This is a genomic window from Thauera mechernichensis, assembly GCF_029588855.1.
Taxonomy (GTDB): domain Bacteria; phylum Pseudomonadota; class Gammaproteobacteria; order Burkholderiales; family Rhodocyclaceae; genus Thauera; species Thauera mechernichensis.
Genome location: NZ_JARQZE010000002.1, coordinates 131,584 through 145,175 on the forward strand (window position 1 = coordinate 131,584; position 13,592 = coordinate 145,175).

A 13,592-nucleotide genomic window follows, 5' to 3' on the forward strand; every position below is an offset into this window, starting at 1 on the left:
GATCAGGCATGGGCGTGCTGGGTTTCGTTCATGTAGCGGCCGGTACCCAGGCTACCGGGGCCCTGGCGGGCGAACTTGATCATCAGAACCATCTCGACGATCAGCAGCAGGGTGTAGAAACCGACGAAGCCGGCGAGCGAGCCGTACAGGCTTTCCACCGTCAGCGTGGACACCGAGAGGTGGGTGGGCAGCACGCCGTAGATCGTCCACGGCTGGCGGCCGTACTCGGCCACGAACCAGCCCATCTCGCAGGCCAGCCACGGCATCGGCAGGAACCACAGCGCCCACTTGAGCAGCCACGGCCGCTGGGCGAAGTCGCCCTTGATCGAGTACCACAGCGCCAGGCCGAACAGCGCCAGCATCGCGAAGCCCAACGCCACCATGATGCGGAAGGTCCAGAACAGCGGCGCCACCTTGGGCAGGGTGTCGCGCGCGGCGCGGTCGATCAGCTCGGGGGTGACGTCGTCCATCGACACCACGTACTTCTTCAGCAACAGGCCGAAGCCGAGGTCGGCCTTGACCTTGTCGAAGGCCTCACGCAGTGCAGCGTCCTGCGGGTTCTTGCGCAGCGCCTCGAGCAGCTTCACCGCCTCAACGCCCACCGTCACGCGCTCGCGATTCAGTGCATAGATCTGGTTGAGACCGGGCAGCTCCTTGTCGAGCGAGCGCGTGCCGATCAGGCCCATCACCCAGGGGATGTGGATCGCGAAGTCGTTCTTCATCTCGGCTTCGTTGGGCACGGCGATGACGTTGAAGCTGGCCGGCGCGGGCTCGGTCTCCCACATCGCCTCCATCGCGGCGAGCTTGGTCTGCTGCGCTTCGCCCAGGGCGTAGCCGGATTCGTCGCCGAGCACGATCACCGAGCAGATCGAGGCGAAGCCGAAGGCCGCCGCGATGCGGAACGAGCGCTTGGCGAACTCCACGTCGCGCCCGCGCAGCAGGTACCAGGCCGAGATCGACAGCACGAACATGGCGCCGGTCACGTAGCCCGCCGACACCGTATGCACGAACTTGCCCTGTGCCACCGGGTTGAACACCACCGCCCAGAAGTCGGTGAGCTCCATGCGCATCGTCTCGTAACTGAACTCGGAACCCACCGGGTTCTGCATCCAGCCGTTGGCGATCAGGATCCACAGCGCCGACAGGTTGGTGCCCACCGCCATCAGGATCGTCACCAGCAGGTGCTGCTGGCGCGACAGGCGGTCCCAGCCGAAGAAGAACAGGCCGATGAAGGTCGACTCGAGGAAGAAGGCCATCAGCCCCTCGATTGCCAGCGGTGCGCCGAAGATGTCGCCCACGTAGTGCGAGTAGTAGGCCCAATTGGTGCCGAACTGGAACTCCAGCGTGATGCCGGTGGTGACGCCCAGTGCGAAGTTGATGCCGAAGAGCTTGCCCCAGAAGCGGGTCATGTCCTTGTAGATCGTCTTGCCGGTCATGACATAGACGCTTTCCATGATGACCAGCATCCACACCATGCCGAGCGTGAGCGGCACGAAGAGGAAGTGGTACATCGCCGTGGCTGCGAACTGCAGCCGCGACAGGTCGACGAGTTGCTCACTGACCATGGGTTTCTCCAGGAGGTGGTCGATGCGATGGCGGAGTTGAGCGGGAAACCTGTGCGGCCATGGTCGAGCTGTCGACCGATACGCGTGCGTCGCGGATGAAGGCCCACCACAGCGCCGTGATCAGCGCGAGCTTGATCAGTACGACGACGACGAGATGGCGCAGCAGGCCTTGATCTGGCAGGTTCATGCGGAACTCCCTTTGATAAGGGGTTGCTTATCAAGTCCCGTGCCAGCGTCGCCGAATGGGCTGGATTTGAGTTGAATCAAGGCACTTGCGGGTAGATCCCTTGCTCAGGGGAGAGGGCTGTCACTGCTGCTGTCTGCAGATGTGGCAGTTCGTGCACCCTGGAAGTGTCAAAGTGGCAGCGATGGAAGGTTGTGCGCCAGAGCGCGGCGTCACGGAACGCTGTCAGCACTTGTGCCTGCTCGCGGGGCGTGGAGAAGCCCGCAGTGGCGCACGATCACGCGCGCGACGCCAGCTAGGCGGACGCAGGCCGCAGTGGCTGCGTCACGGCCTGCATTGCGCCCGCGTCAGTGGGCGCTGCAACAGTTTCTGGCGAGGGTGTTGAAGGCTTCGGCCTGGGTCATGAAGATGCGGCCCGACAGCCACGCTGTCACCCCGGTCCGGTCCAGGCGGTCCCGCACCGGACCTTTCAGTTCCGAGAAATGCAGCTGCAGGCCCTTGGCGCGCAGTTCGCGATCTAGCTGCATCAGGACCTCTAGGCCGGTGAGGTCGATGCCATTGACCCCGCTCATCATCAGCACCACGTGGCGCAGGTTCGGGCGGCGCGCCAGGGCAGACGACAGCGTCTCGGAGATCCAGCGTGAGTTGGTGAACACCAGACTCTCATCGACCCGGATCGACAGGACCTCGGGCAGCGTCTCTACCTCGAAGCGATTGACGTTGCGGAATACGTCGGTGCCGGCCAGGCGCCCGACCTCGGTCCAGTGGGGGCGGGCGGTGCGCTGCAGCAGCAGGCCGATGGCGCCAACCACACCGGCGAGCAAAGCCTCCTCCACGCCCACCGTCAGTGTCAGCACCGCTACCATCAGCATCAGGGCGAACTCGGTGCGCGAGTAGCGCCACGCCAGCACGAAGGGCGCGAAATCCACCAGCGACAGCACGGCAATGACGATGGTCGCCGCGAGCACCGCGCGCGGCAGGTAATGCAGCACGTCGCCCAGCAGCGCGATTGCGAGCGCAAGGAAGAGCGCGGTCCATACGCCGGCCATGCGCGTGCGCGCGCCGGCGTCGAAGTTGACGATGCTGCGCGCGAAGCCGCCGGTAACCGGCATGCCGCCGGACACGCTGGCCGCGGCGTTGGCCGCCGCCAGGCCGAAGAGTTCGCGCCGGGGCGACACCTTCTCGCCGCGGCGTGCGCCGAGGGCCTCGGCGACGGCGAGGCTCTCGACATACGCCACCAGTCCCAGCAGTACCGCAGGGGCAAGCAGCTCCCGCCACACCGGCAACGGCGCCGTCCACGGCATCGGGAATACCAGGCCCTCGCCAAGGCTGACGGCGCCGGACAGGGCGACTCCCTCGTTCAACCGCGGGAAGCCGGCGACCCAGGCGATCGAAGCCGCGACCACGACGATGGGCGCGGTACGCGCCAGCAGCTGGGCGGTCCGGGGCCTGAAACCCAGGCCTTGCAGCACGGGGCTGCCGTGCCGGCGCAGGGCCCACAGCATCGCCAGCGCCAGCAGGCCGATGAGTGCGGTGGTCATATGGGGCAGTGGATGACTGGCGTCCGCGAGCGACTGCCACAGTGCGAGCACCGTGCTGCCGCCGGCCTGCACCCCCAGCAGTGCGGGGAGCTGGCCGATCGCGATCACCAGCGCGGCACCGGTGATGAAGCCGTGCAGCACCGGCGTGCCGAGCAGCGCCGCCAGCGTCTCGAGGCGGAACAGCGCGGCGATGAGAAACACCGCCGCCATCTCCAGCGCCAGTACCAGTGCCGCCAGGTGCGGCGTGATCTGATGCGCGGCGGCGACGCCGCCGACCGCCTGCGCCGTCATCATCGCCAGCACCGCCACCGGCCCCACGGCGAGGCTGCTGCTGGAGCCGAAGGCGGCGTAGGCGACGATCGGCAGCAGGCTCGCCATCACGCCGACCACCGGCGGCAGGCCGGCAAGCATGGCGTAGGCCAGGCTCTGCGGTACCAGCAGGATGGTGACGATCACTGCCGCGATCAGGTCGTCGCTGAGTGCACCGAGCCGGTAGTCGTGCCAGCGCGCGAGCAGGGTGCGGGGGGCGGCGGCCGTCGTCGTGGGCATAGGATGGCGTGCCTAAAGCAGATCGATCGGTATCTTCAGGTAATGCACGCCGTTGTCCTCGGCCGGTGGTAGCTTGCCCGCACGCACATTGACCTGGATCGCCGGCAGGAGCAGCGTCGGCATGGCCAGCGTACGGTCGCGCGCGGTGCGCATGGCGACGAAGTCGGCCTCGGTCACGCCGTCATGGACGTGAATGTTCTTCGCCCTCTGCTCTGCGACCGTTGTTTCCCACACCGGGGCGCGGTCGTCGGGCGGATAGTCGTGGCACAGGTGCAGCCGCGTCTCGGGTGGCAGCGAGAGCACCTTGCGGATCGAGCGGAACAGCGTGGCTGCATCTCCGCCGGGGAAGTCGCAGCGCGCGGTGCCGTAGTCGGGCATGAACAGGGTGTCGCCGACGAAGGCGTCCGGTCCGACGATGTAGGTGAGGCAGGCCGGCGTATGGCCAGGGGTGTGCATCACCTCGACGTCCAGCTCACCAATGCGGAAGCGCTCGCCGTCCTCGAACAGGTGGTCGAACTCGGCGCCGTAGGTGTTCATGTCCTTGGCGTTGAAGATGTCCTTGAACACGCCCTGCACCTGGCGGATATGCGCGCCGATGCCGATCTTGCCGCCGAGCTGCTGCTTGAGGTAAGGCGCGGCAGACAGGTGGTCGGCGTGGGCGTGGGTCTCGAGCAGCCAGTCTACCGTCAGACCGGTCTCGCGTACGTAAGCGATGGCCTTGTCGGCGGAGGTGCGCGATGTGCGCCCGGACTTGGGGTCGTAGTCCAGTACGCTGTCGATGATTGCCGCGCGGCGGCTAGCCGGGTCAGAGGCGATATGCGTTACGGTGAAGGTGGCCGGATCGAAAAAGGATTGGATGTCAGCACGTTGCATGGCCAAACCTCCATGTTGAAGTGTTGAGAATGCGCTCATCGCGCAGGATGCGCTCGTGTCGCACGTCTATTCCGGCAAGCAGATCTTGCCATGGTGAGCCGCAGCCAAGGTCTTCCATGCGAGCAGCGCTACGACCCCACTGAGCACCGCGAGCATCAGCCAGGAAAGCCCCGCGTAGAAAGGCAGTCCGCTGCGCGCACTCATCTCGAAGGTGGCGATCGTCATCGCCGCCAGCGGGAAGGAGTAGGCCCACGCCGAGATAAAGAAGGGCAGGCGGAAGAAGCGCACGGCGTTACTGGCCAGCAGCAGGGTCAGGAACAGCGCGGTGAAGTAGAGCACGCGGGCAAAGGCGTCGACCTGGCCGGTAAGTGCGACATAGGCCAGGAAGCCGACCGAAGGCGGTGCGATCAGGATGAAGAGCGTTGGGGTAAGGCGCGCGGGCAGCGGTTCGTGGAAGAACAGCCGGTACAGCACGATCGTCATCAGCACCAGCCAGAACACCAGCCCGATGCTGAAGAAGAACCAGCTGATGTCCGCCGGCGCGAAGCGCACGCCGGCGATCGGCACGATGATGTTGCCCACCACGGGGATGAACCAGGCCGGGTTGGCGTGCTTGATGTCGTAGTGGGTGTGGTGGATCCAACTGCTCATGGCGAACAGTGTGAACATGAGATGCACCGCGGCGCCGATGCCCCACATCCACGGCGCGACGGTCGGGGCGTCCTGCGCCCAGGCGATCGACAGCAGCAGCAGGCCGATGGAGATGGCGGGGAAGAAGTTCAGACGCACTGGATGGGCGCGATCGGCCTTCACCGCCTCGGGGTGGCGCAGCAGCTTGGCTCCGTACATCACGAGCAGGAACAGGTACAGCGCGCTCGCCAGCCAGCGCAGCGCGACGCCGATCTCGATCGGCATGCCACCGATGTGATGGGCCTTGAGCCAGGCAATGGTGAGGCCCGCCATGCCCATTACGGTGGAGAACAGGGCGACCGGGAAATGTGCGAGCCGTCCGCCATGCGCGTCGTGCGCAGCGGCGGGCGTAGTGGAGGAGGCGGGGGCGTTCATCGTTCTTCCTTGCAGGGCTGTCAGTAACGGAGGTCGATGCTGATCCGGGTGGTGCCCGCACCGGCAGCTACTTCGAAGGCACTGTCCGCGAACGCGGGCGGGCCGGACACGGTGGGATTGTTCGAGAGGCCGTAGCCTTCGGTCGGGAACATGCCGAAGCGGCGATTGAGTTCGCCGTTACCGTCCTCGTCGTGATAGGCCATGATCGCGTAGCGACCGGGCGGCAGCGCACCGAAGCTCACCGTCACCGTACCGGCGCTGGCCGGCACCTGCTGTATGGCGATGGCCTGCGCTTCCTTGCGGAAGGTTTTCGGGTCGGAATACAGCCCCACGCGCAGGCTTCCGCGATCATGCTGGATTCCGGTCAGACTGACTTCAAGTGCGGACGCTTGCGCCAGCACCATGGTGGCGGTTGTGGCAGAGAGAAGGAATACGAGCAGATGAGCGCTCATTGCGTGTGGCATCCGTTGATGATCAAGTGCGATGAATCGTCAGAAACCAATGACCTTGCGGTTCGGCTCCAGCAGTGCGGCGCCCATGTCGGCCGGCTTGGCCGGCTTGATGCCTTCCTTCAGGTCTTCGGCTTGCTTGCCGCTGTTGGGCAGGTAGAGCGCGCACACCGAGGCGGTTGCGCCCTTCTTCAGCGCGCCGTCGAGTAGTTGCGCCGGTGTCACGTTGTTGGGCTTGAGCGCTTCGCCGCCGGCGCCCTTGAGCGCGAGGTCGCCGGCTTGATCGCATAACAGGATGTCGACCTGCGCGCCCTGTTCCTGCATCTGGTTGGCCAGCACCATGGCCATGCCCTGGGTCATCGGGCTCTGAGCGTTGAGGACAACGGTGACTGCGGGCTTGTCGGCGAGCACGGCGGTGGAGCCGAGGGCGATGGCGAGGGCGACGAGGGCTTTCTTCATGGTAGTGCTCCTATAGAAAGGGTGATGCATCGATGAATCAGGTCTGCAATTCCGGATAGGCCTGGCGCAGCTTGTGATCGGCAATAAATGCGCCCAGGGGCAGGAGCGCGCCGATGAGCAGCAGTAGCGCCAGGCCTGGCCGGAGAATTCCGCGTGCGAGCGCACTCAGCGTCGCAGTCGCAAGGGACAGGAACAGCGCCCCGTGCAAGGGGCCCAGCAGCTTCACCCCAAGCGGCTGGTCGAGCATGTACTTGACCGGCACGGCGACAAACACCAGGGCGAGCAGTGCGATGCCGTCCGAAAAGGCGAGCCAGTTGAGGATCTTGCGGTGGGACATGCTGGACGACTCCAGGTCAGAGGTGTTCGACGGGCGCGAGCCCGATCGGGTAGGGGTTTGGCAGCGGCAACTGCGCGGCGATGTCCTGTAGCGCTGTCTGCAACATCTCCTCGACCACGGGGTGGTAGAAGGGCAAGGCCAGCAGGTCGTGCGCGGTCTCGCCGCGCTGTATCGCCCAGGCAAGCAGATGGGCGAGATGTTCGCCGCCCGTCGCGACCATCGCGGCGCCGAGCAGTCGGCCATCGGTCGCGTTGGCATAGACGCGCAGCAGGCTGTCGGTGGCGCCGAGGATGCGGGCGCGTCCGTTCTTGTCGCCGCTGGCGGTGCCGACTACGATCCCCTCGGTGGGCAGGGCGTCGAAGCGCATGCCGACCGCGGCGATGTCTGGGTCGGAGAAGGCGATGCCGAGTGGCACCTTGCGCCAGAAGCGGGTGGGGGTTTTGCGGGCAGCGTTGTAGCCGGCAATCGCGCCTTCGTCGGCTGCCTCATGCATAAGCGGCCGGTCCGCATTGGCGTCGCCGGCGATGAAGACCGGCAACTCGCCGACCTGCAGGGTCGTGGGGTCGAAGCGCGGGGTGCCGCGTTCGTCGAGTGGGAAGCCGGCAGCTTCCAGACCCAGGCTGTCGACGTTGGGGCGCCGGCCGAGGGCAGCGAGCAGCAGTTCGACTTCGGCCTTCCGTCCGTCCGCGTGCATGACAATGCCGGATGCGCTGCGCTCGAGCCGGGTCTGCGTGCCCAGCCAGAGTTCGATCTCCTGCCCAAAACGTTCGCATGCGCGCTCGCCGAGTGCAGGATCGGCGAGGCCGCCGACATTCGGTGCGAGGTCTGCCCCGACCACGCGGATGCCGAGTCGGGACAGCGCAAGCCCCATTTCCAGCCCGATGGCGCCGAGTCCGAGGATGCCGATACTGCGCGGCAGCGCTTCGAGTTCGAACAGTGCGTCGGTCGTGATCACGCGATCGCGCAGGTCTTCCAGCCAGCCAGGCATGACTGGGCGTGAACCGGTGGCGATGACGACGGCACGGGCGCGTACGCGCTGCGATCCTGCAGGCGACGAGACCTCGATGAGCGTGGGTTCGAGAAAGCGCGCCGTGCCTTCGATGAGTTTGTCGCCGGCGGCGGCGCGAGCCTTGCCGGCGCCGTTGCTGGCGAAGAAGTCGCGTTGTTCGCGCAGCCTCGCCCAGGTCGCGGCAAGGTCGATGGACAGGGCCTCGACCCCGCGTGCACCGATCCCGGCCAGGGCTTTGCGTGTCGCCCACTCCGCACCGGCATGCAGTGCGGCCTTCGAGGGCATGCAGCCCACCCGGGCGCAGGTAGTGCCGAGCGGGCCGCGGTCGATCATCAGGACGTCGCGCCCGGCACGACGCACCTCGCGCAGCGCATAAAGTCCGGCGCTGCCCGCGCCGATGATGGCGACATCGGTGTGGATTTCGTTGGTCATGCGATCTCCTGTTCGCGCGTGGCGTGATGCCCTGCGGCGTGCGAGGCGCGCTGCAGGGCGGGGGCGGCTTACAGCGACTTGGTGGAGAAGTACCAATCGACCGTGTTGTAACCTTCGGTGGCGCGCTTGTCGGCCGCCTCGGCGGTCTTGGGCGGGGAGACGATCACTTCCTTGCCCGGGCACCAGTTCTCGGGTGTGGCGACACCGTGCGTGTCCGAGGTCTGCAGTGCCTGCAGCAGGCGGACGAACTCGTCGATGCTGCGGCCGTTGCTCATCGGGTAATACACCATGGCGCGCATTACGCCATTGGGGTCGATGAAGAAGGTCGCGCGCACGGCCTGGGTATCGGCAGCACCCGGATGGACCATGCCGTAGGCGCGGGCGACATCCATCTTGATGTCTTCGATGATCGGGAAGGGGATATCGACGCCGAATTTTTCCTTGATGTTGCGCGTCCAGGCCAGGTGCGAGAACAGGCTGTCGATCGACAGGCCGAGCAGTTCGCAATTCATCTCAGCGAACTTGGGCGCGGCATTGGCGAAACCGATGAACTCGGTGGTGCATACCGGCGTGAAGTCGGCGGGATGCGAGAACAGGATCAGCCACTTGCCGCGGTAGTCCTCGAGCGAACGCTCACCATGCGTGGTTCGGACGCTGAATGCAGGGGCCGGTTCGTTCAGGCGGGGAAAGCTGAATTGCTGTGCGTTTTCCATGATGGTGCTCCTAGGGTGAGGGAGATGTCTTTCGACGAGACATACATTAGAGTATTCTAATATTTAGAGCAATGTTATTTTTTGAATTATTTCGATAGCTAAACACAATGGCTTCCCGTGCTGGCTAGGCCTCGCTCTGTCAAGGCATGCGCAATCGGCGTGCCAACTCTGCGGAAGCAGGATTGCGCTTGAAATGTCTGCGCCAAAGCTGAAACCTCAGGACAAGACGCCGGCTTTGGAGTGACTTCTGCTGCCCAAGATGGCGGTGATTGCTGCCATTTCTGGCGCGGTTTGCCTGCTGAGTCGGATGTGGAGGTGTCGCGGCGGCGTATCACACGTTCCGACGTCTCCGCTGGAGTCCATGAGGACCTGTGTATTGATGCTGCGCGAGCCAGTCGGCCGGACGATGTGACGGCCCACAGGCATCGGGAGACGGGAGCGCTCATTGCCGAAGGTCCGCATGCAGCCCCAATTCGCGCTTGTCGCCGCGCACTGGAAACGTCCGTCGAACTTGGCGACAATGCTTGGGTGGCCTCGCTGGCAGGCCCGTCCTTGCGCAGCCCGATGGCAACCGGCGATCAGTCGCACGCCCCTTGACCAGGTCTTGCGCCCCCTGTTTCGCGGCATGCTCCAGTGGGGTCACAGTCGATGCAAATGCCATCATTGCCACGCGCACGGGTCGCGGCGGGGTTATCGGTGTTGCTGTTGATCGCTGCCGTTCCGCTTGGCGTGCATGCTGCGGTGCCGCAGGCCGCTGTTCAGCAGGTGCCGGCAGGTGTCGACTTCTCCCCGACTGGGTTGTCGGCGCGGGGAGAGGGGCAGGGCGCGGCTCCGGTCGGTACGGTCGCGAGCGACGATAGGGGCGCGTCCCGACTCGCGCAGCGTGCGCAGCACCTGACGATCGCACTGTCCGTATTTGCTGCCTTGCTTCTTGCAGTGGTCGGGCTGCTGAGCTTCATCTTGCGGCAGCGCCGCAAGGTCGTCGAGGCACTGCGTCGTGAGATTGCCGAGCGGCGCGCGGCGGAGCGCGCACTGCAGGACAGTGAAACCAAGCTACGTACCCTGATCGAGCACTTCCCGGGCACGGTCTTTCGTTGTCTTGACGACGAGAACTGGACAGCACATTTCATGAGCGGCAGGGATCAGCATATCGTCGGCTATCCGACGGCGGATTTCCTCGTTGCCGGGGGGCGGACCCTGGGCGGCTGCGTGCATCCGGAGGATATCGCCTGGGTATCCGAGCTGGTCAAGCATGCCGTCGAGGAGGCTGGGAGCTGGGAGATGGAGTACCGCATGCTGGGCGCCGATGGGCAGGTGCACTGGATGGCGGAGTACGGTGCGGTTGTTCCGCCACGCGATGGCGGGCCGCGCTATCTCGACGGTTTCGTGCTCGATATCACTCATCAGAAGCAGGCTGCGCTCGAGGTCGAACGCCAGGTGAGGGCGTTTGCGGTGCTCAACGACATCGCGTCGCGTAGTGCGCTCACGCTTGCCGAGCAACTGTCCACTGCGCTGAGTCTGGGGGCCGAGTTCTTGGGTATCGAGATCGCGGTGATCTGCGAGATCCATGACGAGCGCTGCCGAGTGACGGCGATCCATGCCTCGAGTGAGTCCGGTTTGGTCCAGGGCAGCGAGTTCGAACTCGCGTCGAGCTACTGCGACCTGCCGGTGCGTGCGGGCTACATCCAGGCCTTCGAGTCCGTTGGGGCCTCGGCCGCGCGCGATCACCCGAGCTACCGCATGCTTGGCTTCGAGACCTACATCGGTATCCGCCTTGAGGTGGGCGGACGGCTATACGGTTGCCTCGGTTTCGCTGCGGCTGAAGCGAGACAGACGCCTTTCAGCGCCGGTGAGAAGTACTTCGTGGAGTTGCTCGCGCGCTGGATCGGCGCCGCCATCGAGCGGGATCAGGCCGCCCAGCACATGCGCCGGCTGGCGCACATGGTGCGGCATTCCAATGACGCCATGTTCCTCGTTCGCGACGGCATCGTCATCGACTGCAACGACGCCGCGCTGGTGATGTACGAGCGGGCACGCGAGGACATCATCGGGCACTCGCCCCTGACGTTGTCACCGCCCATGCAGCGTGGGGGCGCCTCCGCCGAGTTGGCTGCGCGCTACCTGGCCGCGGCGCGTGCGGGGCAGCCGCAACGCTTCGAATGGGTTCACTCGCGCGGCGGCGGTGGCACCTTTGATGCAGAGGTGGCGCTGAGTGGGTTCGACGAAAACGGCGAGCGGCTGGTAATCGGTGTCGCGCGCGATATCAGTGTCCGCAAGCAGCGTGAACGTGAAGTGCTCGAGTTGAACGCTACGCTAGAGGGTCGAGTCGCCGATCGGACGCGCGAACTCGAGGCTGCGCTCGAGCATCTGCGCCGTACCCAGGACGAGCTGCTGCAGAGCGAGAAACTGGCTTCGCTTGGCGCTCTGGTCGCGGGCGTGGCCCACGAGCTCAACACGCCAATCGGCAACGCGGTCACTGCGTCGAGTACGCTGAACGATGTCTACCGCCAGTTCAACGCACGTGTGGCGACGGGTTTCACGCGATCGGTCTTCAACGACTTCCTTGCCTGTGTGGACGAGGCGGGGCGCATCATCGAACGCAACCTCAGTCGGGCGGCCGAGTTGATCGGCAGTTTCAAGCAGCTCGCCGTGGACCAGACCAGCGATCAGCGTCGCCCATTCGATCTGCGCGAGGTCGTGCAGGAGGTGGGGCTGGCGATGAAGCCGAGTATCCGCCGTACCCCCTTCCGGCTGGTGGACGAGGTGCCCGCTGGGCTGAAGCTGGACAGTTATCCCGGGCCGCTCGGGCAGGTGCTGATCAACCTCATCAACAATGCCCTTGTCCACGCTTTCGAGGGACGTGATCGGGGTGCGATCACCCTCACGGCAGCTCCCGCTGGGGAGGATTGGCTGAGGCTGGTCGTCAGCGACGACGGCTGCGGTATTTCTGCCGTTAATCTCAAGCGCGTGTTCGATCCATTTTTCACCACTCGGATGGGGCAGGGGGGATCTGGGTTGGGCTTGCACATAACCCACCAGTTGGTGACCGGTATCTTGGGTGGGCGAGTCAGGATCGAGAGCGAGGAAGGCAAGGGCACATCAGTCACGATCGAACTCCCTTGCGGTCCGGAACGCTCGGGGCAGAGCGTGGTGGAGTAGGCTGGGCGGTAGCGTAAAACGGGCGCTTCGCTATGCCGCAGTGCGTGAATCTGGTCGCCGCTGTCCGATAACGAGCAGGTTGCGTGGTGTCAGGCTGCGCTCGCAGAACCTTCCCAGGACAACGTCGAAACCACGCTCGCCCAGGCCCAGCGCGAGATCGAGTACCAGCCACAATTCCAGACCGCGCCGGAAGGCGTGGCGCACGAGTTCTAGGCGAAGTACTTCGTCACGTCGCTTCCAGCCGACATGCTCCCAGTCCGCCCATGCCGGATTCGCGGGCAGCCTTACATGCTCGCGGATCGCCAGTCTGCGGCAGAAGTCATCGAAGCTGCCGTCAAACCAGGCCGCAGGTACGGGACGGAAAGGGCGTCGCGTTTCACCCTCGACTTCAGTGCGTAGCGCGATGAAACCAAGCTTCCAGGCTTGGTCGCGCGCGAGACGAGTGCGATCGCGCTCTGGTGCGGTAACCAACTCGGTTACAGCGAGCCGTAGTGCTGAGGCGTCGAGCATCAGCGAGGCGTCGCTGCTCAGGGGTTGGTAGGGGTCTTCGCTTCCCAGGTGATAGCAACACGGAGAAATCCGGTAAGCCTCGGCACCGTCAGTATGTGCGTTGCGTACCAGGCTGCGGTGGAGTTCGCCGCATGCGTGGAGCGCGAAGACCGTGCGACCGCGCACGTGTCCGTGTCCGCTCGCGGTGAGCGCGTCGGCGCACAAGATCTCTTGGTCGACACCCTTGCGGGTGGCAAGGCTCTTGGCGTCGGCGCACAGCGCGGGGTTGAGCTCGAGCGAGACCACCGGTACCTGGTCGGTGAGTGCAACCTTGCGGCCGAGGTGGCCCTTGCCTGCGCACCACTCAAGCGCAGGGGTCACGGTGGCCGGGATGTGACGGACAAATGCTTCGACTTGCGCGCGCTTGCGTCCTGGCATGCCGTCATCCTCGCGCGCACGGGAAGCAGGTCGTGAGCGAGCGGGCAGCGCAGGGACCTCGGAGAGCTTGTTCACCATGCCTAGCGCGGGCAGGTAAGCCGCGAGCCAGTCTGCGCAGGCTTCGGGGTCGAGCCCGAAGCGTTTGACCGCCTCGTCGTCCAGCGCCTCCAGAGCGGTCGCAAGCGCGGGCCTGTGCTCCCTCCACCGGGGACTGACTGAATGAAACGGAGCTGGGCGCCAGATCTCTTCGTGTTCAGCTAGCAAGGTCTGCAGTTCAAGGAACCGGGCACGAAGGTTCATCGGTTGGCGCGCACTGTGTGTGTTCTCTGG

General features: G+C 65.2%; 12 protein-coding genes. 1 reads left to right on the forward strand and 11 read right to left on the reverse strand.

Going from position 1 to position 13,592, the window contains the following annotated elements:
• Positions 1 to 2: 2 nt before the first annotated feature.
• The 10 genes from P7F68_RS03505 to P7F68_RS03550 form a co-directional block, all read right to left on the reverse strand.
• Positions 3 to 1,565, reverse strand: coding sequence for a cytochrome ubiquinol oxidase subunit I (locus tag P7F68_RS03505; protein WP_277830770.1), 1,563 nt, complete (start codon positions 1,563 to 1,565; stop codon positions 3 to 5).
• On the reverse strand, positions 1,555 to 1,752 hold the full coding sequence (cydP, locus tag P7F68_RS03510) for a cytochrome oxidase putative small subunit CydP (RefSeq protein ID WP_002923728.1): 198 nt from the start codon (positions 1,750 to 1,752) through the stop codon (positions 1,555 to 1,557). Before cydP ends, P7F68_RS03505 begins: the two co-directional genes overlap by 11 nt.
• Before the next feature lie 344 nt (positions 1,753 to 2,096).
• The gene (locus tag P7F68_RS03515) at positions 2,097 to 3,839 is read right to left on the reverse strand and encodes a SulP family inorganic anion transporter (RefSeq protein ID WP_002935790.1); all 1,743 of its coding nucleotides are present in this window, start codon (positions 3,837 to 3,839) and stop codon (positions 2,097 to 2,099) included.
• 12 nt (positions 3,840 to 3,851) lie between these two features.
• Positions 3,852 to 4,712, reverse strand: coding sequence for an MBL fold metallo-hydrolase (locus tag P7F68_RS03520; protein ID WP_002935789.1), 861 nt, complete (start codon positions 4,710 to 4,712; stop codon positions 3,852 to 3,854).
• A 66-nt stretch (positions 4,713 to 4,778) separates the two neighbouring features.
• The gene (locus P7F68_RS03525; protein WP_002935787.1) at positions 4,779 to 5,777 is read right to left on the reverse strand and encodes an SLAC1 anion channel family protein; all 999 of its coding nucleotides are present in this window, start codon (positions 5,775 to 5,777) and stop codon (positions 4,779 to 4,781) included.
• A gap of 20 nt (positions 5,778 to 5,797) precedes the next feature.
• Positions 5,798 to 6,229 carry a DUF2141 domain-containing protein gene (locus P7F68_RS03530; protein ID WP_277830776.1) on the reverse strand — a complete coding sequence of 144 codons (432 nt, stop codon included), beginning with the start codon at positions 6,227 to 6,229 and terminating at the stop codon, positions 5,798 to 5,800.
• Between the two features lie 39 nt (positions 6,230 to 6,268).
• Positions 6,269 to 6,685 carry a DsrE family protein gene (locus P7F68_RS03535; RefSeq protein ID WP_002923738.1) on the reverse strand — a complete coding sequence of 139 codons (417 nt, stop codon included), beginning with the start codon at positions 6,683 to 6,685 and terminating at the stop codon, positions 6,269 to 6,271.
• A 37-nt stretch (positions 6,686 to 6,722) separates the two neighbouring features.
• Positions 6,723 to 7,022 carry a DUF3817 domain-containing protein gene (locus tag P7F68_RS03540; RefSeq protein ID WP_002923740.1) on the reverse strand — a complete coding sequence of 100 codons (300 nt, stop codon included), beginning with the start codon at positions 7,020 to 7,022 and terminating at the stop codon, positions 6,723 to 6,725.
• Positions 7,023 to 7,038: 16 nt separating this feature from the next.
• On the reverse strand, positions 7,039 to 8,463 hold the full coding sequence (locus P7F68_RS03545; protein WP_277830783.1) for a dihydrolipoyl dehydrogenase: 1,425 nt from the start codon (positions 8,461 to 8,463) through the stop codon (positions 7,039 to 7,041).
• Between the two features lie 68 nt (positions 8,464 to 8,531).
• Positions 8,532 to 9,176: a peroxiredoxin gene (locus tag P7F68_RS03550; protein WP_002923745.1), complete on the reverse strand. Its 645-nt coding sequence runs from the start codon at positions 9,174 to 9,176 to the stop codon at positions 8,532 to 8,534.
• A gap of 696 nt (positions 9,177 to 9,872) precedes the next feature.
• On the opposite strand from P7F68_RS03550, the gene P7F68_RS03555 reads away from it, so the two are divergent.
• On the forward strand, positions 9,873 to 12,335 hold the full coding sequence (locus P7F68_RS03555) for an ATP-binding protein (RefSeq protein ID WP_277830786.1): 2,463 nt from the start codon (positions 9,873 to 9,875) through the stop codon (positions 12,333 to 12,335).
• Between the two features lie 30 nt (positions 12,336 to 12,365).
• On the opposite strand, the gene P7F68_RS03560 is transcribed toward P7F68_RS03555, so the two are convergent.
• Positions 12,366 to 13,562: a methyltransferase gene (locus P7F68_RS03560; RefSeq protein WP_277830788.1), complete on the reverse strand. Its 1,197-nt coding sequence runs from the start codon at positions 13,560 to 13,562 to the stop codon at positions 12,366 to 12,368.
• Positions 13,563 to 13,592: the final 30 nt, after the last annotated feature.

Excerpts from the sequence above, each read along its gene's own strand:
- P7F68_RS03505 (WP_277830770.1), bottom strand. The coding sequence starts at position 1,565 with ATGGTCAGTGAGCAACTCGTCGACCTGTCGCGGCTGCAGTTCGCAGCC.
- cydP (WP_002923728.1), bottom strand. The coding sequence starts at position 1,752 with ATGAACCTGCCAGATCAAGGCCTGCTGCGCCATCTCGTCGTCGTCGTA.
- P7F68_RS03515 (WP_002935790.1), bottom strand. The coding sequence starts at position 3,839 with ATGCCCACGACGACGGCCGCCGCCCCCCGCACCCTGCTCGCGCGCTGG.
- P7F68_RS03520 (WP_002935789.1), bottom strand. The coding sequence starts at position 4,712 with ATGCAACGTGCTGACATCCAATCCTTTTTCGATCCGGCCACCTTCACC.
- P7F68_RS03525 (WP_002935787.1), bottom strand. The coding sequence starts at position 5,777 with ATGAACGCCCCCGCCTCCTCCACTACGCCCGCCGCTGCGCACGACGCG.
- P7F68_RS03530 (WP_277830776.1), bottom strand. The coding sequence starts at position 6,229 with ATGAGCGCTCATCTGCTCGTATTCCTTCTCTCTGCCACAACCGCCACC.
- P7F68_RS03535 (WP_002923738.1), bottom strand. The coding sequence starts at position 6,685 with ATGAAGAAAGCCCTCGTCGCCCTCGCCATCGCCCTCGGCTCCACCGCC.
- P7F68_RS03540 (WP_002923740.1), bottom strand. The coding sequence starts at position 7,022 with ATGTCCCACCGCAAGATCCTCAACTGGCTCGCCTTTTCGGACGGCATC.
- P7F68_RS03545 (WP_277830783.1), bottom strand. The coding sequence starts at position 8,463 with ATGACCAACGAAATCCACACCGATGTCGCCATCATCGGCGCGGGCAGC.
- P7F68_RS03550 (WP_002923745.1), bottom strand. The coding sequence starts at position 9,176 with ATGGAAAACGCACAGCAATTCAGCTTTCCCCGCCTGAACGAACCGGCC.
- P7F68_RS03560 (WP_277830788.1), bottom strand. The coding sequence starts at position 13,562 with ATGAACCTTCGTGCCCGGTTCCTTGAACTGCAGACCTTGCTAGCTGAA.